This is a genomic window from Rhodospirillales bacterium (assembly GCA_016710335.1).
GTDB lineage: Bacteria > Pseudomonadota > Alphaproteobacteria > Rhodospirillales > Defluviicoccaceae > JADJXQ01.
The window spans coordinates 12,442-36,661 of the sequence record JADJXQ010000007.1 but is presented as its reverse complement, the minus strand read 5'-3'; the positions used below and the strand labels follow the sequence as shown (position 1 = coordinate 36,661).

Annotated in this window: 21 protein-coding genes and 1 CRISPR repeat array; of the genes, 4 read left to right on the top strand and 17 right to left on the bottom strand. The window is 66.4% G+C overall.

Features of this window, described 5'->3' with window-relative positions; translation table 11 throughout:
- Positions 1 to 34 precede the first annotated feature (34 nt).
- Complete coding sequence (locus IPM60_11635) at positions 35 to 985, top strand: TonB family protein (GenBank protein ID MBK8908520.1); 951 nt, start codon at positions 35 to 37, stop codon at positions 983 to 985.
- A gap of 34 nt (positions 986 to 1,019) precedes the next feature.
- On the top strand, positions 1,020 to 1,400 hold the full coding sequence (locus IPM60_11630) for a hypothetical protein (GenBank protein MBK8908519.1): 381 nt from the start codon (positions 1,020 to 1,022) through the stop codon (positions 1,398 to 1,400).
- On the opposite strand, the gene IPM60_11625 is transcribed toward IPM60_11630, so the two are convergent.
- Both IPM60_11625 and IPM60_11620 read right to left on the bottom strand, forming a co-directional pair.
- On the bottom strand, positions 1,394 to 2,974 hold the full coding sequence (locus IPM60_11625) for a cryptochrome/photolyase family protein (GenBank protein MBK8908518.1): 1,581 nt from the start codon (positions 2,972 to 2,974) through the stop codon (positions 1,394 to 1,396). The genes IPM60_11630 and IPM60_11625 overlap by 7 nt on opposite strands.
- A gap of 133 nt (positions 2,975 to 3,107) precedes the next feature.
- On the bottom strand, positions 3,108 to 3,392 hold the full coding sequence (locus IPM60_11620) for a hypothetical protein (protein ID MBK8908517.1): 285 nt from the start codon (positions 3,390 to 3,392) through the stop codon (positions 3,108 to 3,110).
- A 244-nt stretch (positions 3,393 to 3,636) separates the two neighbouring features.
- Here IPM60_11620 and IPM60_11615 point away from each other — a divergent pair, with 244 nt between their 5' ends.
- Entirely contained in the window at positions 3,637 to 4,638 is a 1,002-nt protein-coding gene (locus IPM60_11615) for a 2-hydroxyacid dehydrogenase (GenBank protein MBK8908516.1), read from the top strand.
- A gap of 69 nt (positions 4,639 to 4,707) precedes the next feature.
- Here the strand turns inward: IPM60_11615 and IPM60_11610 are convergent, their stop codons facing one another.
- The 9 genes from IPM60_11610 to IPM60_11570 form a co-directional block, all read right to left on the bottom strand.
- Positions 4,708 to 5,130: a PAS domain-containing protein gene (locus IPM60_11610; protein MBK8908515.1), complete on the bottom strand. Its 423-nt coding sequence runs from the start codon at positions 5,128 to 5,130 to the stop codon at positions 4,708 to 4,710.
- Positions 5,131 to 5,202: 72 nt separating this feature from the next.
- A complete protein-coding gene (locus tag IPM60_11605; protein MBK8908514.1) occupies positions 5,203 to 6,189 on the bottom strand; it encodes a hypothetical protein in 987 nt (328 codons plus the stop codon).
- A gap of 263 nt (positions 6,190 to 6,452) precedes the next feature.
- Positions 6,453 to 9,395: direct repeats of the CRISPR family, unit length 32 nt; unit sequence GTTTCAATCCGCGCCCCCGTGAAGGGGGCGAC.
- 229 nt (positions 9,396 to 9,624) lie between these two features.
- Positions 9,625 to 9,915, bottom strand: a complete 291-nt coding sequence (cas2, locus tag IPM60_11600) for a CRISPR-associated endonuclease Cas2 (protein MBK8908513.1) — start codon at positions 9,913 to 9,915, stop codon at positions 9,625 to 9,627.
- Positions 9,916 to 9,926: 11 nt separating this feature from the next.
- Positions 9,927 to 10,967 carry a type I-C CRISPR-associated endonuclease Cas1 gene (gene cas1c / locus IPM60_11595; protein ID MBK8908512.1) on the bottom strand — a complete coding sequence of 347 codons (1,041 nt, stop codon included), beginning with the start codon at positions 10,965 to 10,967 and terminating at the stop codon, positions 9,927 to 9,929.
- 17 nt (positions 10,968 to 10,984) lie between these two features.
- A complete protein-coding gene (cas4, locus tag IPM60_11590) occupies positions 10,985 to 11,671 on the bottom strand; it encodes a CRISPR-associated protein Cas4 (protein MBK8908511.1) in 687 nt (228 codons plus the stop codon).
- Between the two features lie 10 nt (positions 11,672 to 11,681).
- Positions 11,682 to 12,596: a type I-C CRISPR-associated protein Cas7/Csd2 gene (gene cas7c, locus IPM60_11585; protein MBK8908510.1), complete on the bottom strand. Its 915-nt coding sequence runs from the start codon at positions 12,594 to 12,596 to the stop codon at positions 11,682 to 11,684.
- 3 nt (positions 12,597 to 12,599) lie between these two features.
- The gene (cas8c, locus tag IPM60_11580; protein MBK8908509.1) at positions 12,600 to 14,402 is read right to left on the bottom strand and encodes a type I-C CRISPR-associated protein Cas8c/Csd1; all 1,803 of its coding nucleotides are present in this window, start codon (positions 14,400 to 14,402) and stop codon (positions 12,600 to 12,602) included.
- Positions 14,399 to 15,064, bottom strand: a complete 666-nt coding sequence (cas5c, locus tag IPM60_11575; GenBank protein MBK8908508.1) for a type I-C CRISPR-associated protein Cas5 — start codon at positions 15,062 to 15,064, stop codon at positions 14,399 to 14,401. Before cas5c ends, cas8c begins: the two co-directional genes overlap by 4 nt.
- A 215-nt stretch (positions 15,065 to 15,279) precedes the next feature.
- The gene (locus IPM60_11570; protein ID MBK8908507.1) at positions 15,280 to 17,574 is read right to left on the bottom strand and encodes a CRISPR-associated endonuclease Cas3''; all 2,295 of its coding nucleotides are present in this window, start codon (positions 17,572 to 17,574) and stop codon (positions 15,280 to 15,282) included.
- Between the two features lie 152 nt (positions 17,575 to 17,726).
- Between IPM60_11570 and IPM60_11565 the strand changes: the two genes are divergently transcribed.
- A complete protein-coding gene (locus IPM60_11565; protein ID MBK8908506.1) occupies positions 17,727 to 18,911 on the top strand; it encodes an NnrS family protein in 1,185 nt (394 codons plus the stop codon).
- Here the strand turns inward: IPM60_11565 and IPM60_11560 are convergent.
- From IPM60_11560 to IPM60_11535, 6 genes are all read right to left on the bottom strand, one after another.
- Complete coding sequence (locus IPM60_11560; GenBank protein ID MBK8908505.1) at positions 18,875 to 19,285, bottom strand: hemerythrin family protein; 411 nt, start codon at positions 19,283 to 19,285, stop codon at positions 18,875 to 18,877. The genes IPM60_11565 and IPM60_11560 overlap by 37 nt on opposite strands.
- Positions 19,286 to 19,315: 30 nt before the next feature.
- Positions 19,316 to 19,717: a hemerythrin family protein gene (locus IPM60_11555; GenBank protein ID MBK8908504.1), complete on the bottom strand. Its 402-nt coding sequence runs from the start codon at positions 19,715 to 19,717 to the stop codon at positions 19,316 to 19,318.
- A gap of 183 nt (positions 19,718 to 19,900) precedes the next feature.
- Positions 19,901 to 20,323: a hemerythrin domain-containing protein gene (locus IPM60_11550; GenBank protein MBK8908503.1), complete on the bottom strand. Its 423-nt coding sequence runs from the start codon at positions 20,321 to 20,323 to the stop codon at positions 19,901 to 19,903.
- A gap of 4 nt (positions 20,324 to 20,327) precedes the next feature.
- On the bottom strand, positions 20,328 to 21,704 hold the full coding sequence (locus IPM60_11545; protein ID MBK8908502.1) for a hypothetical protein: 1,377 nt from the start codon (positions 21,702 to 21,704) through the stop codon (positions 20,328 to 20,330).
- 3 nt (positions 21,705 to 21,707) lie between these two features.
- Positions 21,708 to 22,496 (bottom strand): DUF2249 domain-containing protein, encoded by a 789-nt coding sequence (locus tag IPM60_11540; GenBank protein MBK8908501.1) that lies wholly within the window; start codon positions 22,494 to 22,496, stop codon positions 21,708 to 21,710.
- A 136-nt stretch (positions 22,497 to 22,632) separates the two neighbouring features.
- On the bottom strand, positions 22,633 to 24,099 hold the full coding sequence (locus tag IPM60_11535; protein ID MBK8908500.1) for a cyclic nucleotide-binding domain-containing protein: 1,467 nt from the start codon (positions 24,097 to 24,099) through the stop codon (positions 22,633 to 22,635).
- Positions 24,100 to 24,220 lie beyond the last annotated feature (121 nt).

The window sequence follows — 24,220 nt, the reverse complement described above, 5'->3', positions numbered from 1 at the left end:
GAACCGCATGGTCCGAGTCGCGGAATGAACCGCTATGCGTGAGCCGGGCGCCGTCGCGGTGGTCTCCAGCCCCGATCATCGGCGCGCCGGCGTCGCCGCCGCGGCGGTCATGTCCCTGTTCACGCACGTCGCCGTTCTCGCCGCGGCGGTTCATCTGGGCGAAACGGCGCCGGTGTCCGTCGACAGCCCGCAAGTGTCCGTGGCGGTGGAGATCGTCGCCGTGTCTCCCGAACCGGGAGGTGAGGATCGCGCGGCGACGGACGGCTCCGCCTCCGCCGACACCGCGGACGCGCGCGCGGAGGCCGAGGCTGCCGATGCAGATGCGGACGCAGACGCAGACGCGCAGACCGAGGCAGCGCCGGACGCAGAGGCGGACACGGAGGTGACGGAGACGGAAGCCGCGGCGTTGGCTCCTCCGCCGGAAGCGAGCCACAGCGTCGCGGAGAGCGTCACGCCGGAACGGTTCGAGGCTCCAACCCGGCGGCCTGTGCTTGAACCGGGGCCGCGCCAACGCCAGGTGGAAGAGCGGGCAGTGGTGGCGTCGCCGCCGGTCAGGCCTGCCGAACAACAAGCCGCGGCAGAACCGACGCAGCAGCTTGATCCCCGATCGGACGTGGGGGCGGGGGGCGATGCCGGCTCCGACGACAGTGCTACGACGGACATGGTCGTTCATGCCGGCGGCGAGGGCGGCGGTGCGGCCGGCGCCGTTCCGGGGCCGAGGTTCCAGGCCGGCGCTCCCGGCAATCCGGTGCCGGCCTATCCGGAGGCGGCGCGGCGCTGGGGATACGAGGGGCGGGTTGTGGTCGCGGTGCGGGTCTCTGCGGCGGGAGAACCGCTGGCGGTCGATCTTGCCGAGAGCAGCGGGTATCGCGTCCTCGACCAGGCGGCCGTTCGGGCTATCCGCCGCTGGCGTTTCCGCCCGGCCGGCGGCGGGCGCCCCGTCGACGTAGTCGCGGTACCCATCACTTTCAAGCTTGAAGACTGAGGGTTGTCAGGACTATTGGTCTTGCCGCGACGGCGTGGTGCGGCAGAAGGAGTTGGCAGACCACTGTCGGGCCACCGGCGTGACGGTCGAATGGGCGGACCTGCTGCGCCATCTCGACCGCCTCCAGGAGGCGACGATCGACAAGGACGGCAAGCGGATAACCACCCGCACCCCCGTTGCCGGTCAGGTCGGCCGCGTGTTCCAGCCGCCGGCGTCGCACTCCCTGCCCATACCCGCGCCCTTCAGCCCTGACCCCCGACCACCGCAAAATGTAGTGCCAACAACCGGCGAAACCGGTGCAACCCGTTGCAATCGCAAAACACTTCTCGAGCTGCTGCTCAAGTCGCTCCATGAAACGGATGCTGGCGGCGGCCGGAATCTTGCCCTTGCCGATGTCGAGAAGCGCGATCAGTAATCCGAGCTGAGGCTTTCGAGAAAGGTTCTGGCCTGTGCCCGCATCGCCTGGATCTTGTCGTGCTGCATTCGCGCCATGGAGCGGTAGATCATCGTCATGCGCTGGTTCCGCGACAGCGCATCCCGGTTGCGCGCGATGAAGTCCCAATAGAGAAAGTTGAAAGGACAGGCGTCCGGGCCGGTCGACTTGCGGACATCGTAGCGGCAACGCTTGCAGTAATCCGACATGCGGTCGATGTACTTGCCGCTGGACGCATAGGGCTTGGAGCCAATAACGCCGCCGTCGGCGAACAGCGCCATGCCATGGGTGTTGGGCAACTCGACCCATTCGTAAGCGTCGGCGTAGACGCAGAGGTACCATTCGCACACCTCGGCCGGGGCGATGCCGGCAACGAGCGCGAAGTTGCCGGTGACCATCAGCCGCTGGATGTGGTGGGCGTAGGCCTCCTCGCGGGTCTGGCCGATGCACTGACGGAGGCAGTTCATATCCGTCTCCCCGGTCCAGTAGAAACCCGGCAGCGCCCGGGTGGCAGAGAGCGCGTTGGTTTCGGCGTAGGCGGGCATCTTCAGCCAGTAGATGCCGCGCACGTACTCACGCCAGCCGAGGATCTGACGGATGAAGCCTTCGGCCGCGTTCAGCGGGGCGCGACCGTCGCGGTATGCCTGCTCGACCCGGCGACAGAGATCGAGCGGATCGAGCAAACCGGCATTCAGGTAGGGGCTGACGACGGCGTGGTAGAGCGTCTTCGCCCCCTCTTTCATGGCGTCCTGGTAGTCGCCGAACGACGGCAGCGCGGTCTCCAGAAACGCCTCGAACGCCGCGTTAGCCTGCTCGCTCGTGGTCGCGAACCAAAACTCCTTCAGCTCGCCGAAATGGTTACCGAAGCGGGTCGCGACCAGCGCCAGCACCTCGCGGGTCACTGCGTCGGGGGCGAAACGCAGAGGCTCCGGCGGCTCGACCCCGGTCGGCAGCGCGCGCCGGTTTTCGGCATCGAAGTTCCATCTGCCGCCGGCGGGCTCGCCGACGTCGTCCATCAACAGGCCGGTGCGGCGGCGCATGTCGCGGTAGAAGTACTCCATGCGCAATGTGCGACGGCCCTCGGCCCAGGCCCGGAAATCCGCCAGCGAGCAGACGAAGCGGTCGTCGTCGCGGATGTCCACCGGCGCTCCGCAAGCCGCCTGCCAACCCGCCATGTCGTCGCGCACCCGCCACTCGCCCGGCTCGGTGGCGACGACGCGCTCGGGCCGGTGACGGCCGACGGCGGCCTGCACTTCGCCGCGGAAACTGCCGGTGTTGCCGGGCGCATCCAGGCGCCGGTAATCGACGCGAACGCCGTCGCGGCGAAGGTCGTCGGCGAAGTGCCGCATGGCGGAGAGGATAAGCGCGATCTTCTTCGGGTGATGGCTGACGTAGGTGCACTCGTCCATGACCTCGGCCATCAGGACGATGTCGCGTTCGGGATCGATATCGCGGAGCGCCGAGACGCTTCGGCTCAACTGGTCGCCGAGAACGACCCGCAGGCAGGCGGCGCCGTTACCGTTTGCTTGCGTCGCTACCGTCGGGACAGACGTCATGGCACCGTCAGGGTCGTCGCCGTCGCAGTTGTTCCTGCGCATTACGGCCGCAAGACGACGGCGGATCAGGCGTTCAAGCGCCCTGTGCCCCCGTTGATTCGGCTCCTGTCTAATACTAGAGCACCCGCACCGTTCAGGTCGCCACCGGCGAGACAAATTCATCGGGCTTGACCGTCAGAACGGAGCAGCCAAGCTGGCGCAGTACGTCTTTGGCCGCCTGGCCGATCAACGACCCCGAAACGCCGGTACGGGTCACCGGCGACACGAGCATCAGGCCGACGACGACGCGGGCGGCGGTGCTGAGAATGACGGAGTCCGCGCCTCGCCTGAGCTTGACCGGCGAGAACACCCCGAACGCGCGGGCCGTGCCTCCGGCAGCGATGCGAGCCGGCTTGTGCGGCAGGGGCGTGATCCCCATGATGTCGGTCCGGACCCCGAGCGACGAGGGTCAGAATGGCGTCTCAGCAGCCGAACACGTACACCGCGGCGGTGAAACAAGACGGCGAACGGTGGATTCAATGGATCGAGGAGATACCCGGCGTGAAGCACGCGGCTCCTGTTGGAAAATCCCGCCGCGCGGTTGCTGTGCAACCGCGCACAATCTCGACTGAGGCGGGCTATTGTCGAGAAATCGGACGGTCGAGTTCAGCAGGGAGACGGTCATGAAAGTCATGGTGTTCAGTGCGCGGCCTTATGACCAGAGCGTGCTCGAGGAGGTCAACGACGGGCGGCACGACCTGCATTTCACGAGCGTCGCCTTGACGGAGCAGACCGCGGCGATGGCGGCCGGGTTCCCGGCGGTATGCGGGTTCGTCAACGACCGGTTCGATGCGCCGGTGGTGGAGGCGCTGGCCGACGGCGGCGCCCGGCTGGTGACGGTGCGCAGCACCGGGTTCAACAACGTCGATCTCGCCGCCGCCGAGCGGTGCGGCGTGACCGTCACGCGCGTCGGCCGCTACTCGCCGTACTCGGTGGCGGAATTCGTCGTTGCCCTCATTCAGACCCTGAACCGCAAGGTGCACAAAGCCTACCTCCGCGCGCGGGAGGATTACTTCCTGCTCGACGGCCTGCTTGGCTTCGACCTGCACGGCAAGACGGTCGGCATCGTCGGCACCGGCAAGATCGGCGAGGTGCTGGCGACGATCATGCACGGCTTCGGTTGCCGGCTGCTGGGGTACGATCTCCACGAAAACGCAGCGTGCCGAGCCCTCGGCCTCGCGTATCACCCGCTCGACGAGGTCCTGGCCGCCTCCGACATCGTCAGCCTGCATGTCCCGCTGACCCCGGACACCATGCATCTCATCAACCGCCGCAGCCTCGGCCTGATGAAGCCGGGCGCGATGCTGATCAACACCGGTCGCGGGGCGCTGATCGACACGCGTGCGCTGATCGAGGCGTTGAAGTCTCGCCATCTCGGCAGCGCCGGGCTCGACGTCTACGAGGAGGAGGAGGGCATTTTCTTCCACGATCTGTCGGCAATAGGGGTGACCGACGACGTGTTCGCGCGTCTGCTGACGTTTCCCAACGTGATCGTCACGGGCCACCAGGGATTCTTCACCGTGGAGGCGCTCCGCGATATCGCCACCGCCACCATCGCCAACATCAGCGACTTCGAGGCCGGCGCCAGCAATGCCAACACGTTGACGAAGGCGACGACTCCGTAGAGGGGGTTAACGAAGCGTAACCTGCCGCGAAGGCGCTGATCCGCCGCACGGGGGCGGGTGCGCGGCCGTTCAGTCGAAGACCGCGTTGATGGGAAGCAGGCGGACCTCCGACGTCGGGATGGGGTTCTGGGCGCCGACGAAGTACAAGAGCCTGCCGGCATCGTCGAAGAGCGGCCGGATGCGCAATCGGTTCCAGAACTCGGCGCCATTCCGCCGATAGTTCAGGATATCGATGGTAATCTCGGCACGGGAATCCAGCGCCTCGCGTATGGCTTTGATTGCGGCCGGATCGGTCCCGGGGCCTTGCAGAAAGCGGCAGTTGCGTCCCAGCGCCTCTTCCGGAGGGAAGCCCGTCTGCCGCTCGAACTCGTCACTCACGAAGATGATCGGATTGTCGATTCGTGACGGATCCGTAATGACAACGCTTCGTTCCAGTTCCTCGGGCGTAAGGTACCGGGCCATCGCCGTGTCCCCGTGGCCGATGCTGGTCATTCGTCCCTTACTCCTGTCCGGTCAGCAAACCCCTTTTTTCCATCAGCGTGCACTCTCGCCGGTACCTTGTCACTACTTTTCACCGAGCAGCGCCACGGCGGTCTTTCTCCCGTCGCCGTCCGCGTCCAGGACAAAGCCGAGGTGTGTCATGTTCGGGTCCAGCAGCGTACTCCGGTACCGGGACGTGTCGAGCCACTGATTGCCAAAGAATGTCACGTCGGCCTGCATCGGCTCCGTCCCGCAACCGCCGCAGCCGCCGGCGATCATCGACACCTTGCCCCAGTCCGATGCGCGGTCCGAGGTGAGCGTGCGCAGCGCTTCGGCGCCGGCGTCCTGATCAAGGCCGTCGGCTCCCGCTGCCGCCGCAACCTTCCGTGCCGTCTCGGCGAGGGCCGGGCTTGCCTCCAGCGGCGGCGCACCTTGATCCTGGCGAGCCTGATTGATCAGGCGCAGCAGGTTCGCCTGTGCCTGCTCGGCCGTCAACGGCTGCAATTCCGAATCGCCGCCGCTGCCGCGCGGGGCGCCGGGGCCGGCGAAGGTCTGCACTGCGTAAAGCCCGCCATCCCCGATGGCGATGCCGAAGCCGAAGCTATCGACGCCCGGATCGAGGATGTTCATGCGATGGGGCCGGCTCTTCATCCAGCCCTGGTGCAACCGCTCAACGTCGTCGGTCGTCACCGGCGGCGTGCAGCGTTCGCAGTAGGCGATGTTCTCCTCCACCAACTGCCAGCGCCCGCCCCCGGCGGCAATGTAGCGATCCATCACCGTCTCGCCCTCGGGCGACTCGTGCGCATAATAGTTGCGCTTCAGCATGTCCGCGGCGTGATGCTGCGCCGCCTCGTCAAGGTCCTGCTCCGCTTCGAATGGCGGCAGGTTGCGCTGGCGCCGCTCCTCGTTGACCAGGTCCAGCGCCAAAGCGCGAAGGGCCTGCACGTCGTCCGGCTCGCGGGCCTGCGCTGGAAGCGCCATGATCAACAGGATGACCGCCACGGCGGCGAGGACGCCTCGCCGGAAAAGCGGCCGCTCGAAGGCAAGTTTCGCGCTTGACGTCCACAACACGCTGATCTTCTCCAGAGCCTGTATGCCTTGATCGCGGCGGGGGCCGAGGCGCGACGACAAAGCCGCTGCGACGGTTTAGCAACGCTTTCACCACGCCCCTGTTCCCGACGCGGCATCTGAAAGCCCCGCGCCTGAGAGCAGTCTGTCGGGTGTTGCGTCGCAAGCCTCGGGTCGTGTGCGAGAATATGAAGTCGCCGAGCGAGCATCGCGCCTTCATGAAGGAGGAGACGTTTGGGGGCCGTTGAAGGACCGCTGTAGAGCCTCGTTTAATTCGCGCCCCCGTGAAGGGGGCGACCATCCGGTGCGCGCAGATCTATGCGCTCCACGGGGTTTCAATCCGCGCCCCCGTGAAGGGGGCGACTCGCCGGCAACGAGGCGCGGACGATCAGGATCCAGTTTCAATCCGCGCCCCCGTGAAGGGGCCGACCCCGCTCCCATCGGCCGTTTGTGCCGTCTGAGGTGTTTCAATCCGCGCCCCCGTGAAGGGGGCGACACGACGGGTCGTCGTAGCCCCATGGCCGACAAGGCGTTTCAATCCGCGCCCCCGTGAAGGGGGCGACGTCGTGTCATGAGCCGGTTCGATCAGCTTGCAGACGTTTCAATCCGCGCCCCCGTGAAGGGGGCGACTCGCCATCCACGGCCCGGACGGGCCTGTTCCCAAGTTTCAATCCGCGCCCCCGTGAAGGGGGCGACACCCGTCCCTGATCCACTGGCCGGAAGGTGTTTCAATCCGCGCCCCCGTGAAGGGGCGACCTTCAGATAGGGGCTCAATCACGGTATCCTGGACCAAGTTTCAATCCGCGCCCCCGTGAAGGGGGGCGACCAGATCCGAGGCGATCGGCATCGGCGCCAGGTTTCAATCCGCGCCCCCGTGAAGGGGGCGACTTCAGCATGCCCAGCTGCCGTCCTTGTTGCGGACGTTTCAATCCGCGCCCCCGTGAAGGGGGCGACCAGTCTGTTGGCAGCACACGAGCCTGTCATCAGCGTTTCAATCCGCGCCCCCGTGAAGGGGGCGACCTTGCGCCCGACGGCGACGGAGCCTTTGCGCATGGTTTCAATCCGCGCCCCCGTGAAGGGGGCGACCAGCGTTCCCCGGTTGTTTCCGCCGTGACGGTTTTCAATCCGCGCCCCCGTGAAGGGGGCGACGTAGCGTACTGGGTGGGGCGCGCGGAGGGGATGGTTTCAATCCGCGCCCCCGTGAAGGGGGCGACTTGACGTGGCGAGACCATGGGAGTTCTGACGTTACGTTTCAATCCGCGCCCCCGTGAAGGGGGCGACCCGCACCGGATCAGCCGTGGTCGGGCCGGTTCCGGTTTCAATCCGCGCCCCCGTGAAGGGGGCGACCCGCCGACCATGTCCATCACCCGGCGGTCGTCCAGGTTTCAATCCGCGCCCCCGTGAAGGGGGCGACGGCCCGCCTATCGATGTGCGCCCATGGCGCTGTTTCAATCCGCGCCCCCGTGAAGGGGGCGACTTGACTGTGCCTGAGACGGCAGCCATCTCGCGGAGATGTAGTTTCAATCCGCGCCCCCGTGAAGGGGGCGACCCGCCGCTCCACGACATCGGAGCGACACGTGACAGGTTTCAATCCGCGCCCCCGTGAAGGGGGCGACTCGCGCGCATGCTCGCGCAGCAGCAGCAGCCGCAGTTTCAATCCGCGCCCCCGTGAAGGGGGCGACGAGGGCCTGGTCGACCGCAAGCTGCGCGACGCGCTGTTTCAATCCGCGCCCCCGTGAAGGGGGCGACACGGCCGGCGGCGGCGACTTCGTCCGCCTGAAGGGTGTCAATCCGCGCCCCCGTGAAGGGGGCGACCCCGTCGAGGCGGGCCCTCATGGCGTTGCACGATTGGTTTCAATCCGCGCCCCCGTGAAGGGGGCGACCCCACGGACCCTGAGCGGCGGATGCCCCCGACGACGGTTTCAATCCGCGCCCCCGTGAAGGGGGCGACGTGCGCACCGCGTCCAGCCCGTTCTCGCCGTCGCGTTTCAATCCGCGCCCCCGTGAAGGGGGCGACGCGGACTACTAGATGGCGACCCGCTCGCACGTCTGGTTTCAATCCGCGCCCCCGTGAAGGGGGCGACTGGGCCTTGGCGATCAGCGCGTCGATAGCGTCGCGGTTTCAATCCGCGCCCCCGTGAAGGGGGCGACCACCGGCGCTGCCGGCCGCCGCTAACGACTCGCAAGTTTCAATCCGCGCCCCCGTGAAGGGGGCGACCTCCGCGACCAGGTGATGCGGGACGGCCGCGCGTTTCAATCCGCGCCCCCGTGAAGGGGGCGACCCTCGACGACAACGAATAGCCCCCTTCCACGGTGTTTCAATCCGCGCCCCCGTGAAGGGGGCGACTGGAAGTCGTTGGCCCCGAACTGGTGCTAGGTGCACGTTTCAATCCGCGCCCCCGTGAAGGGGGCGACGTGGCCCGGCACCGCCTCGCCGCCCCCGGCATGGCGTTTCAATCCGCGCCCCCGTGAAGGGGGCGACCGGAGGTGCGCGCCCGCATGTCCGCTGCCAGCAAGTTTCAATCCGCGCCCCCGTGAAGGGGGCGACGCTGCTGCCAACGATGGACAACGGATTGACATAGTGTTTCAATCCGCGCCCCCGTGAAGGGGGCGACATCAGGTTCGTCAGAGCCGTTGCCCGGAAACCCTTGTTTCAATCCGCGCCCCCGTGAAGGGGGCGACGTGCCCTGTGGGCCGCGGTGCTGGTCCAGGCGGTGTTTCAATCCGCGCCCCCGTGAAGGGGGCGACGAGGATGGGGATGGTCCGCCGCTCAACCACGACCTGTTTCAATCCGCGCCCCCGTGAAGGGGGCGACGACTGATCCGGCGTCACCCATGGCCGTCGTCTCAATGTTTCAATCCGCGCCCCCGTGAAGGGGGCGACTCCGGGTGGCGTATGTGTAGCCTTCGCGGCCGGCGTTTCAATCCGCGCCCCCGTGAAGGGGGCGACAGCCGTCGCGAAGTCGCTGTTGCGCAAAGCAACCGTTTCAATCCGCGCCCCCGTGAAGGGGGCGACCTGCGCGGCAGGTCTCCACTTGCCGTCGACGCAGCGTTTCAATCCGCGCCCCCGTGAAGGGGGCGACTTTCGCTTGGACAGCCCGACAACGGGCAGTGCGCAGTTTCAATCCGCGCCCCCGTGAAGGGGGCGACAGGATCGAGGCGCTATGTGCTGGTCCTTATTTCAATCCGCGCCCCCGTGAAGGGGGCGACGCCGCCAACGTTACACGATGTTCAAGAACGAGAAATAGCGGTGTCTGCGCGAACCGTCGAGCCACGCGCCGCGGCCGTCTCCATCCCCGCCGTCGTAGCGACACGGGACCAAGGATTCCAACCGCTTTCCCGCCCGCGCGAACCTGCCGGGTGGACCCGAGACGCTTGTGGTTCGCGCAAGGCAGCATTCCCAATGCAGCCTCGCCTCCCACGCCTGTCCGAACGTCCGTCAGAATACCAGCGGGCCGTCCAGATCGAGGACGGGTTTGGCGCCGACGTGCTCAACCCGCCGCCGCCAGTTGGCGCCCAGGTAGTAGAATCGCAGGCTGTCGTGGTCTGCGTCGATCTCCCTGACAAGGCGGTCCTTGAGCGCCGCCCACTGCGCGGGATCAACCTCGCATTCGAAGACCGAGTACTGGACCCGCTGGCCGCTGTCGAGGCAGGCTCGGGCAACGCGGCGCAGGCGGCGCTTGCCGCCGGCGCTTTCGGTGCTGACGTCATAGCTCACCAGGACCATCATCGGAGCACCCTCTACCGCCAGAGGAAGGGCGGATACTCATCCAGATCCCGCCGCAAGTGGCGCGCCAAGAGCAGCGCCTGCACGTGGAACAACAGGCCCATGGCCATCTTCTCTTCCAGGAACGGGTGGGTGATCTCGTCCCGCTTGCGCTCCTGGTAGGCGACGAGCACGGCCTTGCGTCCGTCGTCCGTCAGCAGCGTCGCGCCGTTCTGCTCGCTGCGAAACTCGCGCGCCGTCAGTTGCCGGCGATTGATCAACGACAGCGCCAGCCGGTCGGCGAGAGGGGCGCGAAACTCCTCCATCAGGTCCAGAGCCAGGCTCGGCCGGCCCGGCCGATCGCGGTGCAGGAAACCCACAGCGGGATCGAGGCCGACTCCTTCCAAAGCGCCGCGGCAGTCGTGAACCACCAGGGTGTAAAGGAACGACAACACGGCGTTGACGGGATCGAGCGGCGGCCGTCGCGAGCGCCGAACAAAGCGGAAGCTGTCCTTGTCCTGGCGGATCAGGTGATTGAAAACGCCGAAATAGACCAGACCCGCCTCGCCTTCCAGGCCGCGGAGACTATCGGCGGGTTGGGGCCTGAGAGCCCTTCGAGCGATATCCTTCAAGCGCTCGGCAGCGGCGACGACTGCCTCGCAATTCGAAGGGTCCAGCGACTCGCCGTGATCGCGGAGCACCCGCCGCAACACCGTCCGGTGGTTGAGGGTCTTGCCGACGACGATCGAGCGGACGATGGCCGCGGTCGCGTCGGAGTCGTCGGTGCGGCGGTATTGCTCGCGTCGCAGCAGAACGTTGCCGGAAACCGGTCCTTCAACTCTTGCGAGGAAGCGCCCGCTCTCCGACAGATAGGCGATGCAGACGCCGGTCTCCGCGCAGGCGCCCATGAGCGGCGCGCTCATTGAGACGCGGCCAAAGCAGACGATGCTGCCGAGGGTGTGAACCGGAACCCGGCCGCGCTCGCTGCCGTCGACCGAGACGACCACATTGGCGCCGTCCTTGCTGACCCACGCCCCCTGAGTGGTGACATAGAGCGTGTTCAGCAGCCGGCGCATCGGCGGCTATACCCGTATCAGGCCTTGTCGACGTGGCGCGCGAGCCAAGCGCCGACTGACGAATGCCGCGACAGCCGCTGCGGCCTGCAGATCCCGAGCATCGAGCACGTGTCGCAGCGCTTCTTGTCGTAGATTGGCGGCGGCGTCCTGCCGGATGCGATCATGGCGCGCGTCGCGGCCGCGACCTGCCGGGTGAGGGTGCGCAGATCTTCGTCAAGCGGGACCGTCTTGCGACGCCGGGTCTTGCCGTAGAACAGGGCGCCTTCCGCGATGCGGACCTCGAACATTTCTTCTAGGCAGAGCGCCTGGGCACAGAGTTGGACCTCGTCGGCGCGGTGAACCTTGGGTCGGCCGCGCTTGTACTCGACGGGAAACGGCTGCAGTGCGCCGCCGGCGCGCCGCAACTCGACCACGTCGGCGATCCCGGCGACGCCGAGCGCGAACGACCGGATGGCCATGCCGTGAACGATCCGGTCATCGCCGCGCGATAAGGCGTCCTGGACCTCGGTCTTCCGGTGCAGGATCCGCCCCTCTGCCGTATAGAGGTTCTCCTCCCACTGCTGCTCCACGTGAATGAGCGCGCATTGGCGCGGGCAGAACAGATAGTGCTGCAAAGCCGACAGGGGGATCAGGTCATCCTCAGCGACGGTCGACGTCGTGGTGCTCGACGTGAAGGCGCCCGATGTGGCGGCAGCCGACGTCATGGCAGTCGCCTTACAGCATCTCCATGACCTCGACGCCGGCGGGAACGGCAGCGGACTCGACGCTGATCCGGTAATCGCCGAAACGCCGTGCAGGTTGGTCGCTGCCATTGATACGCGCGACCGTGACGCGATCGAATAGCGCGTGAGCGGGGGCGTTGCCGAGGGAGCCATCATGCTTGAACACCACCAGCCGGCGGGCGGCCATCTCGCCGCGGGCCGCCGAGTGGTCGTGCTCGAACATCATCCTGAGGGCGTCCCAGAGCAATTCCAGGTCGTCGTCGGAGAACCCGGTCTTTTCCGCCAGCTTCGCCGAGATGAAGCCGTGCGCGCGGTAGAGGCCGTAAGGTACGATGTGCTTGCGGCCCATGGTGCGGTTGTCCCGGCGTTCATCGTCGGAGGAGTCTTCACGCTGCTTCTTTTCTTTCTCGTTGGTCGCCGCCATCCGCGTGATCGAGATCTCCAGCGGAAGTATCGGTTCGACCGAACGCGCGAAGGCGAATTGTACGGGCCCTCTGACCTGACCGCAGTTGATGCCCGTCGACATGACGGCGCCGAACGTTCGCACGTCGAAGAAATTGTCGCACATGAACTGGCGAACACGTCTCGCTTCTTCGTCGGTCCTGGGCGAGAGCTTCTTCGCCTTTTCGGTCTCCGCGTCGCCGTCGCGCACCCTGAGGTAGGCCTTGCGATGCATTTCGTTGAGGATGGCGCCTTCCTGCACGTAGATGCCGAAACCGCTTTCTCCCGTCTTCGCAATTTCGACGAAGTTGCGGATCTTCCGTTTCAGACAAACGTCGGTGACGAGGCCCTCGTTGGTCTCCGGGTCGAGGCGCGGAAGGTTGCCGGCGTCCGGATCGCCGTTGGGATTGCCGTTGCTGACGTCGAACAGGTAGACAAAATCGTAGCGGTTCTGGATGGCTGGCATCGTTCAGTCCTCGTCGGCGGGGATGTCGGTGTCGAGGGCAGCGGCCATCTCCGCCGGTGCATCGTCCCTCTTCGCATAGCGCTGATGGTAATAGCCGATGGCGAAGCGGCCTTGATCGGAAAGCCGCAGGTTGCGGGGGAGCGTCGTTTCCACGTCCTCCAGGATCTCGCCGATCTCCTTCTCGAACCAACCGGCGAGCCCCGCTTTTTCCGTCTTGCGCAGGTTCGACAGGTGATGTCCGGCGGTGCGGAGTAACATGGGAAAGACGGAAGCGGGTGTCGCCGAGGCGGCGCCGTAATAGCGGTCCCGGATCGTCGCGTTGACGTGCCCGAGTGCGGCACGCTGGACACTCTCCAATACGGCGAACAGCCGGCCCATGCGATAGCCGGGGTTGATTTCGGAACGATCGAGGCTCACGGAGACGCCCTCCTTTTCAATGCCCATTCGATGATCGCGTGCCAGGCAGGCTTTGAGCATCGCTGCACGCATGCCATTGAGGTCCCGGTCGGCGCGGCAGCGCATGACGACGTACGTCAACAGCGTGCGGGGATACCGGCCGCCGGTCAGGATTGCGCGCATCACCTCGCCGCCCAGAAGCGGCGGAATGTTGTCTGACTTGCGCTGAGCGGCGGTCTCGACGAGCAGCCGCCACACCGACGGCGCCATCTGCTGCGGCCGCGGTTCGATGAGCAGATCCAACCAGTGCTCGCGGAAGCGGTCGGCGAGGCTGCCGAGCGTGTTCACGTGCCAAAAACGGATGGAGAGGCGCGCCGCGTTGGGGGCAAGGCCGAGCACGAAGAAGCGGGTGTCGCGGTGCAGGTTCGGGTCGATCTCCTCGAGCGGCCGTCCCTTTTCGATCTTTTCGAGGATCGGCCGGATCTTGGCCGCCTCTTCGGCGTCGGTCGGCGGTTCGGTCAGCATCGCGAAAAGATCCTCCGATGCCATCGCCACTTCGTCCCCATCCGTGCCGCTGGCCTCGGCCCAGAACACGGTGCTCGCATCTCCGATCTGCAATCGCTGCGAATGGTGGGCATCGCGACGAAGGAGGTGGTTGAGCACGGTCGCATATGCGAAAGCAGCTCGCTTTGAGACAGGAGCGTTAGCTCCCTGCTGCTTGTCGAACGACGTGAACGCGTCGAGGTTGAAGGACACCAAGGAAGCGCCCGATGATTGTGCGCCATTCACGCCTTTGATCGCCGGGTGAAGACGCTCGACCGATGCCGGCCGTCCGGTTACTAGACAGAGGCCGCTTTCGCCGACCTCGGCGGCTAGACGCGCGGCCCATAGCGACTGCGCTGCCAGCCGGTCGTGAAGGAATCTGCGCTCTCCATCCAGACGAAAGGCGATGTTGGCGTCGAGCATGTCATCGCCGTCACGTAGCGTTTGGAAGTTCGACGGCGACCATCCGGCGAGGAAGGCCAGCAACGCTAGAAGCCCTTCGTCGCCTGTACCTGCAAGCATCGTCTCATGCAAGCTCTTGAACGCCAGATGCTCCTTCGGTGCTTCGCAAAGCGTCGACTTCTCTTTCTTGTCACGCGCCGACCCGAGGACATACGCCGTCTTGTCCCAGAGGAAATTCGAGGCGATTCCCGACGTACGCTTGATCGCCCGGGGTACGGAGAGAACGCGCGGTTGCAACTTGCGCCCGCACGGGTCGCGAAGGTCCATGACGTCGACAAGGGTTCCGTCGGGGGCGATCACTAAGGCGAACGAAATCTTTTCGTCGCTGTAGCCGTAGCGCGGAACCGGCGGTTCGGTGCGGGCGGCCAGGCGGTCGTAGTAGCCGGCGAGCGCCTGAAGGATCACGACTTGACCTCCGTGGCGTCGAACTCCGGCACGTCGATGACGCCGTCGCGCATCACCGCCCTGAAGAAACGAGGGGTCATGCCGTTGGCGAAATCGATGTCGTGCAGCATCCAGCCGAGATCCCGTTCACCGGCCAGCGCCGGCGGAACTGGCGCTGAGCCGTTCGCCGGCGCAAAGTCTGCCGGGAACTCGCGGACACCAAGGCAAGGCCGATGGAAGCACTGTCCCCTCGCGGCGCGCCGGTTGAAGATGTCGAGGTGCTTGCCTTCGGAGTCGTCGGACCCGGTGGTGCCGGTCAGTTCAAAATGGGCGTCGACGATGTAGGCGACGTCGCGAAGAACCGTCGCCGCGCGCTGCTGGCGGTTTTCATCGACGAGCAAACGCAGGCCGTCGAGCGAAGCGGCCTTCATGGCCTTGGAGACGTTGCCGGAGGGGATCTTGTTGCCGACCTCGTTGCGCCGGATCGATTGAAAGCGGATCGGCTTCAGGACGTGGATCCGGTCGATGACCCAGCGGATCGCGGGCTTCCAATGAATGGCCTCGAGGATGCCTCTGGCCGCCGAAGGCGTCATCACGTCGTAAGAAACGCGCTCGACCTTCATCTCCGGGCGGGTAAAGCAGGCGTAGTCACCCCAGACTTTGAGCCGCACTCCGTATGTCATCGGTCGCTGATCCTACGGTAACTCGACGGGGAGGCAGGCGCGTCCATCACATCGGCTGCAAGAACATCCGTGACGCAACCAAGCTCCGACCCGACGTCCGAACTCGCATTTGCGATCGGGATAATGGAGCGCCGTCCGTACAACTTGGCTTTGTGCATGGCTGCAATGTTACCCATACCAGGTAGATTCCGGCAAGCTGGAATGATGAGGCGTCGCTAGATAATCAGACCCTCGGCATCGTGAAAGTCGGGGTCGTCCCACATCAGGCCGATGTCATCGCGGTAAAGGCTCTGATTGTGCAATACACAGAACTGCTCGCCGAGAGGGTCGTCGCCAACCGGTCGTACCGCAGCGGCCGCGCGCAACGCCTCGAATGCACGCTGCGGCACTGGTACCACGTAAGGCTGAAGCTTGCGCATGATGCTGCCGACACGCGTGGCGAACGGCAGACGAGAGATCAAATTTCGCGCATTTTGGTCGTGCGGCACGATGATCGGTTGCATGTTGCTCTCGATCATGCGGAAGTCGCGGGCGATGTCCTCGAACGGGAACAACGCGTCGCGGGCGCCCGCAGCGAGACGGCCGATGATGTTATTCTTGTCCAGCCCGTCGTGCCGGCCGCTCTCCTTGAACCAGTAAAGCTCACGAAAGTAGGCTTCGATTGCGTCAAGCGAAATCGGATCAGCGCCGTGGACGCGCAGTACGCTACGCGTGGCGGTAGCGAACTGGTCGAGTTCGTGCGGTGTGGCCCAACCCACAGCCTTAAAGACGAAGACCGGAGCTTGCTCGGGCCGCTGGAAACCTTCGCGGTTGCAGCGCCCGGCCGCCTGCGCGATGGCATCGAGCCCGGCTTCGGCGCGGAAGACGCATGGGAAATCTACGTCGACGCCGGCTTCAATCAGGGATGTGGCGACGACGCGGCAGGGTTCACCCTGCTTCAGGGCGGTCCTGATCGTCTTCAATGCCTCCGCCCGGTGCGCTGCGCACATAGATGTCGAGAGATGCAAGGAGCCGGGGTGGTCACTGATCGCCTGGTAGAGGGATCGCGCATGCGCCCGGCTGTTGACGATGCAAAGGACGCGGTCCCGCTGCGCCAACTCCGTCGTCAGTCGTTCATCGTCGGCGTCTCCGATGTGCGAGACGGTGACCCGCTTGAGCATCCGATAGAGGCGCGGGGGTTCGGGCGCGATTTCTCTTACGCCGCGAAACCCGCCGCGGAAGCTTCTCTCCGGATCGTCGGTTTCTTCCAATGCGGGTTGCGTGGCGGTGCAAAGCACGATGGTGGCGCGGTAGTTGCGCGCAAGTTCATCGAGCGCGGCGACGCAAGGGCGGAGCAGCCGCAGGGGCAGCGTCTGAGCTTCGTCAAGGATGACCACGCTCCGCGCGATGTTGTGCAGCTTCCGGCACTTGGCCGGAGTCGCAGCGAACAGGCTCTCGAAGAACTGGACGGCAGTGGTCGTGACGATCGGCGCATCCCAGTTCTCCATCGCAAGCCTGAGCTTGTCACGGGCCTCCGGACCCTTCTCGCCGCCTCGCTCCCGCAGCGCCGCCAACACCGCATCGTCGCGGAAGGCGCTGTGGTGCTCGATGACCGCGTCGCCATGGGGATTTAGCGCTCGGCGAAATACCTCGGCGTTTTGCTCGATGACGCTGGTGAACGGCGCCACATAGATCACACGGTCGAGCCCGTGCAGGTTGGCATGATCCAAGGCGAAGGCGAGCGACGCGAGCGTCTTGCCGCCACCTGTGGGCACCGCCAGCGAAAACAGCCCCGGTGAGCAGGCGGCGGCATCGCGCGCAGCGGTCAGGATTGCCGCTCGCAGCGTGTTGACGTCCGATGGAGCGGCAGCGGCTGTGATTTCACGAAGCGTGCGGTTCAGCGACTGGCGGAGTTCGCCGAGGTCCGGCCACACGCCGCGGGCCTTGCGGCCGCCCTCTGCGCGGCTGAAGAACGCTTCCGTGTCCAGATAATCGGCATCGACCAGACAAGAGAACACCATGCGGGTGAAAAACGACAAGCCGAACGCGGTCCTGTCTCGATCACCTGGATGACCCTTCAACTTTGGCGGCTGCAACTGTTCGACAAGTGTAATCTCCGTTCGCCACGCCGGAGCTAGGTCGGCTACCGCTGTGCTCAGTCTCTCTTCAAGCGGCGTACGCTCACCGGTGCCCGTCCCGTTGGCGAGCCCGGCATGATGGCCGGCGATGGCGGACGCAATGATGCGGCCGAGGGTCCCGTAGGACCGTGTCGCGATCTGAGCGCCGGCAGTGGAATGATCGACACGACGAACGTCGCCACGAAGGCGAGCTTGAAATGCGTCCGAATATTTGCCGACATCGTGCAGCAACCCCGCGGTGCGCCCGAAGGCTTCGGCTGACAGCTTGGTCGCAAAGGTGCCCGAGAGGGATCCGACGCCTTCGAGGTGATCTTTCAGTCGATGCCATTCGGCCATTTGCAGGTCGGGATGCGAATGCGCGTAAAAGTTCTGTGTTGCACGCACAGCGATCATGCGGAAGTTCTCCTTTCACGGGCACGGTATACCCATTGCGCCGAGCAGTGACGCGCCGTTAAGGGCGCTGGTCACGTGAACTTGCTTTCGGTCACTCGATTCCTGCCGGCGCGGCGGGGGGTTGACGATCGTCATGGCGGGACCGGGCGGAAGTGCGGTCTGTCACTGTCATGGTTCCGACGGCACCATGGTCGTCGCCGCACCGGCCGCTGTTCGCTTCGGCGGCGGGGTTCGCCGCGCTCGCGGTGCCAGTGTGGGCGCTCGCCTATGCCGGCTTGGCGTCGGCGCCGCTGCCCCCTTGGTGGCACGGCCACGAGATGGTGTTCGGCTATGGGCTGGCGGTGGTTGCCGGGTTTCTCATCACCCGATGCTCCGTCGCGGCAGGCGCTTGCGTATATGCCGTCTGGATCGCCGGGCGGATTGCGCCGCTGCTGGGTGGCGACGGCACCGTCCTCGGCGCCGTCGTGGCGCTGGCGTTTCCTGCGGCGCTGTTCCTGATGGCGGGGCGCCGCTTCGCCAAGGCGGCGCGGAGCGGCGACAACCTCGTGTTCGCGCCGCTGATCGCGGCATTCACGCTCGCCGAAGCAACGTTTCAACTCGGCGCTCTCGGCATCGTCGCCGACGCCGACTGGCGGGGACTGCTGTTCGGGATCAATCTGCTCGATCTGCTCATGTTCGCGATGGGCGGGCGGATCATCGCCGCGGCGACCTCCGGCGTCCTGCAGCGCCAGGGCCTCCACCTGCACGGCCTCGCCACCGCCCGCCAGGAACGCCTCGGGGTCATCGCCCTGGTCGTCGTCATCGTTAGCGATCTGTGGCCGGTGTTGTGGCCGGCGTCGGCGCTGTCCGGCCTCCTCGCGGCGATCGTCGTTGGAGTGCGCCTCCGGCGCTGGCGGCCGTGGCGAATGACCGCTGCGGCGGATGTTCTGGCGCTTCAGGCCGGATACGCCTGGCTTGCGGTGGGCTTGGTGGCCAAGGCCGCGGCCGCCGCCGGCTTGTGGCTCGCCATGGCCGACGCCCTCCACGTGTTGACGATCGGCGCCCTCGGCACGCTGACGGCGACGATGATGGTGCGCACGACCCTGCAGCGCCACCGCCGGCCGGTGCGGCTGTCCCCCGCCGCGTGCCTCGCGCTCGGTCTGATCAGCCTCGCCGTCCCTTTGCGGCTGCTGGCCGCCGTGCCGGAGGTGCGGGAGGGTGCGATCCTGACGTCGGCGGCGGCCTGGGGTGCGGGCATGGCAATCGTCGCCCTGCTTATCGTGACCATGACGCCCGCCGCCGCAGCGGACGGCGTTGGGCGTCAGCGCAAGCCGGCGGCGCGGAGCGACGGGACGTAGCGTCTGTCGACCTTGAGGATGTGCTCGACCAGCCAGAACCGGAGGAGCTCCATGATCTCCTGGCTGAGGTTCGGGTCCGGCGTGCGCGCGTACGCTTCGTGAAGTTCGACGAGTTGCTCCTCCAGGAGACGGTGCTCCTCCCGGTGACGCTCCACATCCGCGTAGCCGGCGTCGATCATCATCCGCTCCTCGCGGCGGAAGTGAGTGCCCGCGTACGCAATCAGAGCGGAGAGGATGCTGCCGACGGTGGCTTCGTCGGTGGCCGCTTGCTTGGCGTCGTCCACGTGGTTGATCAGGCTGGCGATGACGATGTGATCGGCGTCGAGGGCCTTGATGCCGACGCTGTAAGCCTGGTCCCAGATGATCAATGCCATGATGGATGTCGTCTCGTCGCCCGAACCGGTTCAGCGGGTCGCGGCGCTCATCCTAGTGTCCAAAGTCAGGACGTGGCCCTCGATCCACCGGCCGAGATCGCCGCGGAGCGCGGCGCTGTCGAGCACGTCCGGGTCGTTCTGGATGCGCACCATTTCGTCGGTGAAGCGGTCGAGGAATTCATCGTGCTCGGCCTTGTGCGCCGCATAGTCGGCATACTTGTTGTCCCGCATGAACTTTTCTTCCAAAGCGAAGTGGGCCGACATGCGGGCGTGGATCTCGCCCAGCGCCGCATCGATCCTGTCGTGATCCTCATGGCGGTCGAGTTCATCCACGAGTTCGCTGATCACGCGGAACAGGGTCTGGTGCTCGTAGTCCAGGGGGTCGATGCCGATACGATGCTTATCCGTCCAGAGCAGCAGTGGAGTCGTCATCGGCGGGTCCCCTTCCGGGCTCGGACACCGGCGGCAGGCAGGACACGGTGCAAGACGAGAGAAGAATAGGGGTCCGTCGCGAGTCTCGCCTTGACCATCGTCAAGTGTGGAACCCGGCGTGCCGCTGTGCCAGATCCTGGTCGATCTCGACGGGCAGCAGTACGCGGAGTTGCCGGATCACCGTCATCTCTTCTTTCTGGATGTGGAACAGGACGCTGGGAATGAGATCCATGGCGGCGTAGCGGAACGCGCCCCATGCCTTCGCATCGAGGGTTTCGCGCCGCGCCTGCTCGGCAATGTCGCGAAGCGCGGCGGCCAGGAGCGCACCGCGTCGTGCTCCTGGATGAGCGCCCGGGTGACCTCGCCGACATGTCTTTTGTCCAGTTCCGGGAACAGCACCTGCTCCTCGAAGGCGAAATGGCGCTCGACGTCCTCATCGAGCATGGCGAGTATCGTTGCCAGCAATGCCTGATCGTCGGCGTCGTCAACGGAAAGCGGTCGTGCCTTGCCCGGCCCCATGATCCGTTGTTCCAACGTGTTCATGGTCTCCAGGGCGCGGAGATGGTCCCGGTGCAGGATCTCGCCGGTCGGGCTCTCTTGCGCCATGGTGTCACTCCCTCCGAGCCGCGGGAGGCGCGGCCGTCATGGTCTTGCCCTGGCCCGCGCTTGCCTTGCCCTGCTTCGGCGTAGCGGACGCTTCGGCGGCGTCCTGCATGTGGGCCTTCATGCGGCGGAACACGATGACCACGAACACCGCGAAGGCGATCGCCCCGATCGCGCCGACGCCGGCGCCGACGCGTACGAGGGGCGCCTGGTCAATGCCGATGCCGACGAAGACGATGGCAAGCGCCGCCAGGTGGCACCAGCGGTGCACTAGCAGTGGCTTTTCGGCGGTGAGGCGCGTAGGGACGGCGGGGGCGCGGCCGGGGCGCCCGGTGTGCATCGACGCCAGCAAAGGCATGATGCGCTGGAGCACGCCGACGAGCAGCGTCAGCAGCCAGCCATAAAGCAGCGCGAACCCGAACAAGGCGGGGGCGGTGTCGGGGAGCACGCCCGCCACGAGTCCGACGCCGATGGCCAGCGGCACCGGCATGATCAGCCACGACGCGCGGATCAGGACGAACTCCGGGCTCAACCGTTTGCGCAAGCGCTTGGCGAGCAGGTCGGTCATCATGCGCACGTGCACGCCGGCGGCGCCCAAGCCGAAGACCGCCCCGGCGGCGATCATCAGGTCGCTGGCGAGCAGGCAGCCGGAGGCCCCCAGCACGAGCGCCGCCGAACCCAGCCGCAATGACAGCACCGCCCACCGCTCGTAGGGCACCAGCGCCACCGCGAACAGCGGCACCACCACCTGGCTGAGGCCGAGCGCCAACATCCCCATGAAGCCGTAAGCCGCGAGGATCATGTGGGCGGCGGCGATATCCCCGTGAGTGGGGCCTCCGGGGGGCAACAGTTCGGACACCTGTTCGAACTGGAGGGCGAGCGCGAGGGCTGCGGCCGCCGCCATCGCTGCAAGCGCGACCCGGACGTAGGGCACCACGGCGCGCAGTTCGCCGCCGCCGCGCACGAGGCGCATCATCGCCCCGACGTGGACGGCGACGGCGAGAGCGGCGGTGGCGGCGCCGATCCTGATCAGCAGCGTGTCATAGAGGGCAAAGCCGCCGATCAACATCGCAGCGCCGGCGAGGAGCAGCCAGTAAGCCGCGTTGCAGGCCAGCGCCGGCGGGGCGTCGCAGCCGAGCGCCACCGGCAGCATCTGAAACGATGCGCCGAACGCGGTCATGAGCAGCACGCCGAGGGTGAGGGTGTGGACGGCGGCGAGCACCGGGCCGGGACCGCCGACATAACCGGGAACTTCGGGCGCGACCACCAGCAGTGCGAGCCAGGCGAGGATGTGAAACACGACGGCCGATCCGAAGAAGCGGAGCGGGATGTGCTCCGGGAGCAGGCGCTGTCCGGCGCCGCTGAGGTCGACACCGCCGAACATCGATCAGTCCTTCAACAGCACCAGGCGGAACTCCCTCGGCTCGCCATCGACGCGCTGCCACGACCATCCGCGCTCCGCCAGTTCGGGATAGAGATAAAGGGGGTCACGGCGGTGGTGCACGGTGATGCGGCCGCCATGGTCGCTGCCGTCAGCGAGCGCGAGGATGGCCACCATCGGTGCCGGCGCTTCGAGCGCGCGGACGTCGATGTGCACGCCGTCGTCCTCCCGCCAGATCGGCGCCCCGAAGTCCGAGCGGATCGGCGACGGGACGGGTGGCGCCGCGGCGCCGCGGATGCAGTAGACCCGCCAGTGGTCCGGGGCGAGGCGCTCGGCATACGACGAGAAGCCCTTGCGCCCCAGCATGCCGCGGAGCGGCAGCGGATTGAACGGCGCCTCGACGACGAGCCCCTCGTCGTCCGCCATCGCTGTGGCGGCGGTCATCAGGGTGGTGAACGGCTCGCGGCCGTCACGGATCAGCGGACGCACATCGAGCGTCCGCGAGGGACGGGCCGCGAACGCCGTCATCCAATTCGGCCGCTCCTCATCCGGGGCATCCCGATACGCCGCCTGGCAGGCTGCCGGCGACTGCGCGTTGGCCGCCGTCAACAAGTCGGACAACGGCACTCCCGCCATGCTCGCGGCCTCCCGCAGCGTCACCTGCGACGCGAGGGTCCGGAGCGCCTCCGGGTCGTTGAGGCGCGCGAACAGGGGACTGAGGGCGATCAGGCGGGCGATCAGGTCAGGATCGGCGGCGACGGCGTCGGCGACGCGGGTGTCGGCAGTGACGTCCATGGTCCGTCCTTCAGACTCCGCGACTCTTTCAACGTTCACGCCGCCGATGCCCGCAGCCGCGTCCGAGCACATGACTGCAGGGAAATCGCTAACACGCACGCCGTCAAGGGTCTTTGATCGTCGTCAAGCGCTGCGTTCACAGTCCCGCAAACCGCCGCAGGTCCTCGATACTGGCGATGGTGATCTCGTTGCCACGCGTCTCGACGCCGAGGTTGGCGAGGCGGGTGAGGGCGCGGGACAGGCTTTCCGGGGTGATGCCGATCCTCGCCGCGACCACGCTCTTGGGATCGCGAAGCGTGATGGTCGCCGGGCCTGAGCAGGCCGTGGTCAGCTTGAGCAAGGTCCACGCGAGGCGCTGCGCCGGCGTCTGCGCCTTCAATTGCCACATCTCGCCCATCAAGAGGAGTTGCCATTGCCCGAGCGAGACGAACATCTGCAGCGCCAGCGACGGGTTCCGCCGGAGCTTGGCGAGGAAGTCGTGGCGATGGATCCGAAGCAGACGGGTATCCTCGAAAGCCTCGGCGTGAACCGGGTAGCCGGCGGAGGCGAAGATCGCCGCCTCCGCGAACGTGGCCCCGGCGCGGACGACCTCGATGATGGTCTCGCAGCCCTCCGGGCTCAGCACGAACAGCTTCACCGCGCCTTCCAGGACAACAAAAAACGCGTCGGCCGGATCGCCGGCCGAGAAAATGTGCTGGCGCTTAGCCGACACATGAATACCGGCGCCGTCGACGAGGTCGGCCAACTCGTCGGCGGCGAGGCCGGCAAACAGCGGCGCATGACGAACGACGTCGAAGTCGGCGTCGTTGAGGTGGGTGCGGGAAGGGGGATCGCCATGTCCCGACGCCCGCACCCCCGCGCGGCCTGCGCCATGGGGCAGATTCGGCGGACCGCCGGCGCGGGCATCCTCCGCCTCCACGCTTGCGTCCTTGCAGAAATGGCGGAGCGCCGCGACATCATCGATGGCACAGGCGTTGTCGTCGCTGTCCGTTCGCACGCCCACCGCCTGCAGCTTGGTGAACGCGCGCGACAGGGTCTCCGGCTGCATGCCCAACGCCTCGGCCATCAGCCGCTTCATGTACGGCAACTGGACGCGGGCGGGGCCGCGCTGCACATCCGTCAGCCCGAGCAGGTAGAGCCCCAGCCGCTGCGCCGCGCTTTTCATCTTCAGATCGGCGATCTCGCGGATGAGAGCGCGAAGCTGCACGGAGAGCACGGTCAAGAGCCGAAGCATCAGATCGAAGCGCTCGGCCAGGACGTCGCAGAGAGCCGCCCCCGAAACTGCCGCGATCCGCGTCGGCCCCAGCACTTCGGCTGTGACCCCATAGGTGCCGAGGCCGCAGATGGCCGCCTCGCCGCAGGTTTCTCCTGCGGCGACGATGCGGGCGATGCGATTGCGGGAGCCGGCATCGTCCAGGTAGAGGATGACGTGGCCTTCCAGCACGATGATCAGGCGGTCCGCCGGCATCTCCTTGCTGAACAGAAGATCGCCGGAGACGTGGCGGCTGGTGGTGACATGACCATCAAGCTTCGCAAGGCACTCGGGGGGCAGACCCGTGCACAGCGGGCAGCGCCACACCTCGGCCATGACCTCTTTGTTCACCGGCGTCCTCTTGTCTCAGCGCGTTCCTGCCGTGCACGGCGATGGCCTGCCTCTTGCTGCAAATGCGAGGCAGTCCGGCTGCCGGCATATTACGCGGGATCGGCGCCGAACCATAGACCGT

Bases quoted from the DNA above. Each gene is read 5' to 3' on its own strand.
- IPM60_11625 (MBK8908518.1), bottom strand. From the start codon at position 2,974: ATGACGTCTGTCCCGACGGTAGCGACGCAAGCAAACGGTAACGGCGCC.
- cas4 (MBK8908511.1), bottom strand. From the start codon at position 11,671: ATGACGTCGGCTGCCGCCACATCGGGCGCCTTCACGTCGAGCACCACG.
- IPM60_11545 (MBK8908502.1), bottom strand. From the start codon at position 21,704: ATGTTCGGCGGTGTCGACCTCAGCGGCGCCGGACAGCGCCTGCTCCCG.
- IPM60_11635 (MBK8908520.1), top strand. From the start codon at position 35: ATGCGTGAGCCGGGCGCCGTCGCGGTGGTCTCCAGCCCCGATCATCGG.
- cas7c (MBK8908510.1), bottom strand. From the start codon at position 12,596: ATGCCAGCCATCCAGAACCGCTACGATTTTGTCTACCTGTTCGACGTC.
- IPM60_11615 (MBK8908516.1), top strand. From the start codon at position 3,637: ATGAAAGTCATGGTGTTCAGTGCGCGGCCTTATGACCAGAGCGTGCTC.
- IPM60_11610 (MBK8908515.1), bottom strand. From the start codon at position 5,130: ATGACCAGCATCGGCCACGGGGACACGGCGATGGCCCGGTACCTTACG.
- IPM60_11540 (MBK8908501.1), bottom strand. From the start codon at position 22,496: ATGGACGTCACTGCCGACACCCGCGTCGCCGACGCCGTCGCCGCCGAT.
- cas2 (MBK8908513.1), bottom strand. From the start codon at position 9,915: ATGATGGTCCTGGTGAGCTATGACGTCAGCACCGAAAGCGCCGGCGGC.
- IPM60_11570 (MBK8908507.1), bottom strand. From the start codon at position 17,574: ATGATCGCTGTGCGTGCAACACAGAACTTTTACGCGCATTCGCATCCC.
- IPM60_11620 (MBK8908517.1), bottom strand. From the start codon at position 3,392: ATGGGGATCACGCCCCTGCCGCACAAGCCGGCTCGCATCGCTGCCGGA.
- IPM60_11555 (MBK8908504.1), bottom strand. From the start codon at position 19,717: ATGACGACTCCACTGCTGCTCTGGACGGATAAGCATCGTATCGGCATC.
- IPM60_11560 (MBK8908505.1), bottom strand. From the start codon at position 19,285: ATGGCATTGATCATCTGGGACCAGGCTTACAGCGTCGGCATCAAGGCC.
- cas1c (MBK8908512.1), bottom strand. From the start codon at position 10,967: ATGCGCCGGCTGCTGAACACGCTCTATGTCACCACTCAGGGGGCGTGG.
- IPM60_11550 (MBK8908503.1), bottom strand. From the start codon at position 20,323: ATGGCGCAAGAGAGCCCGACCGGCGAGATCCTGCACCGGGACCATCTC.
- cas5c (MBK8908508.1), bottom strand. From the start codon at position 15,064: ATGACATACGGAGTGCGGCTCAAAGTCTGGGGTGACTACGCCTGCTTT.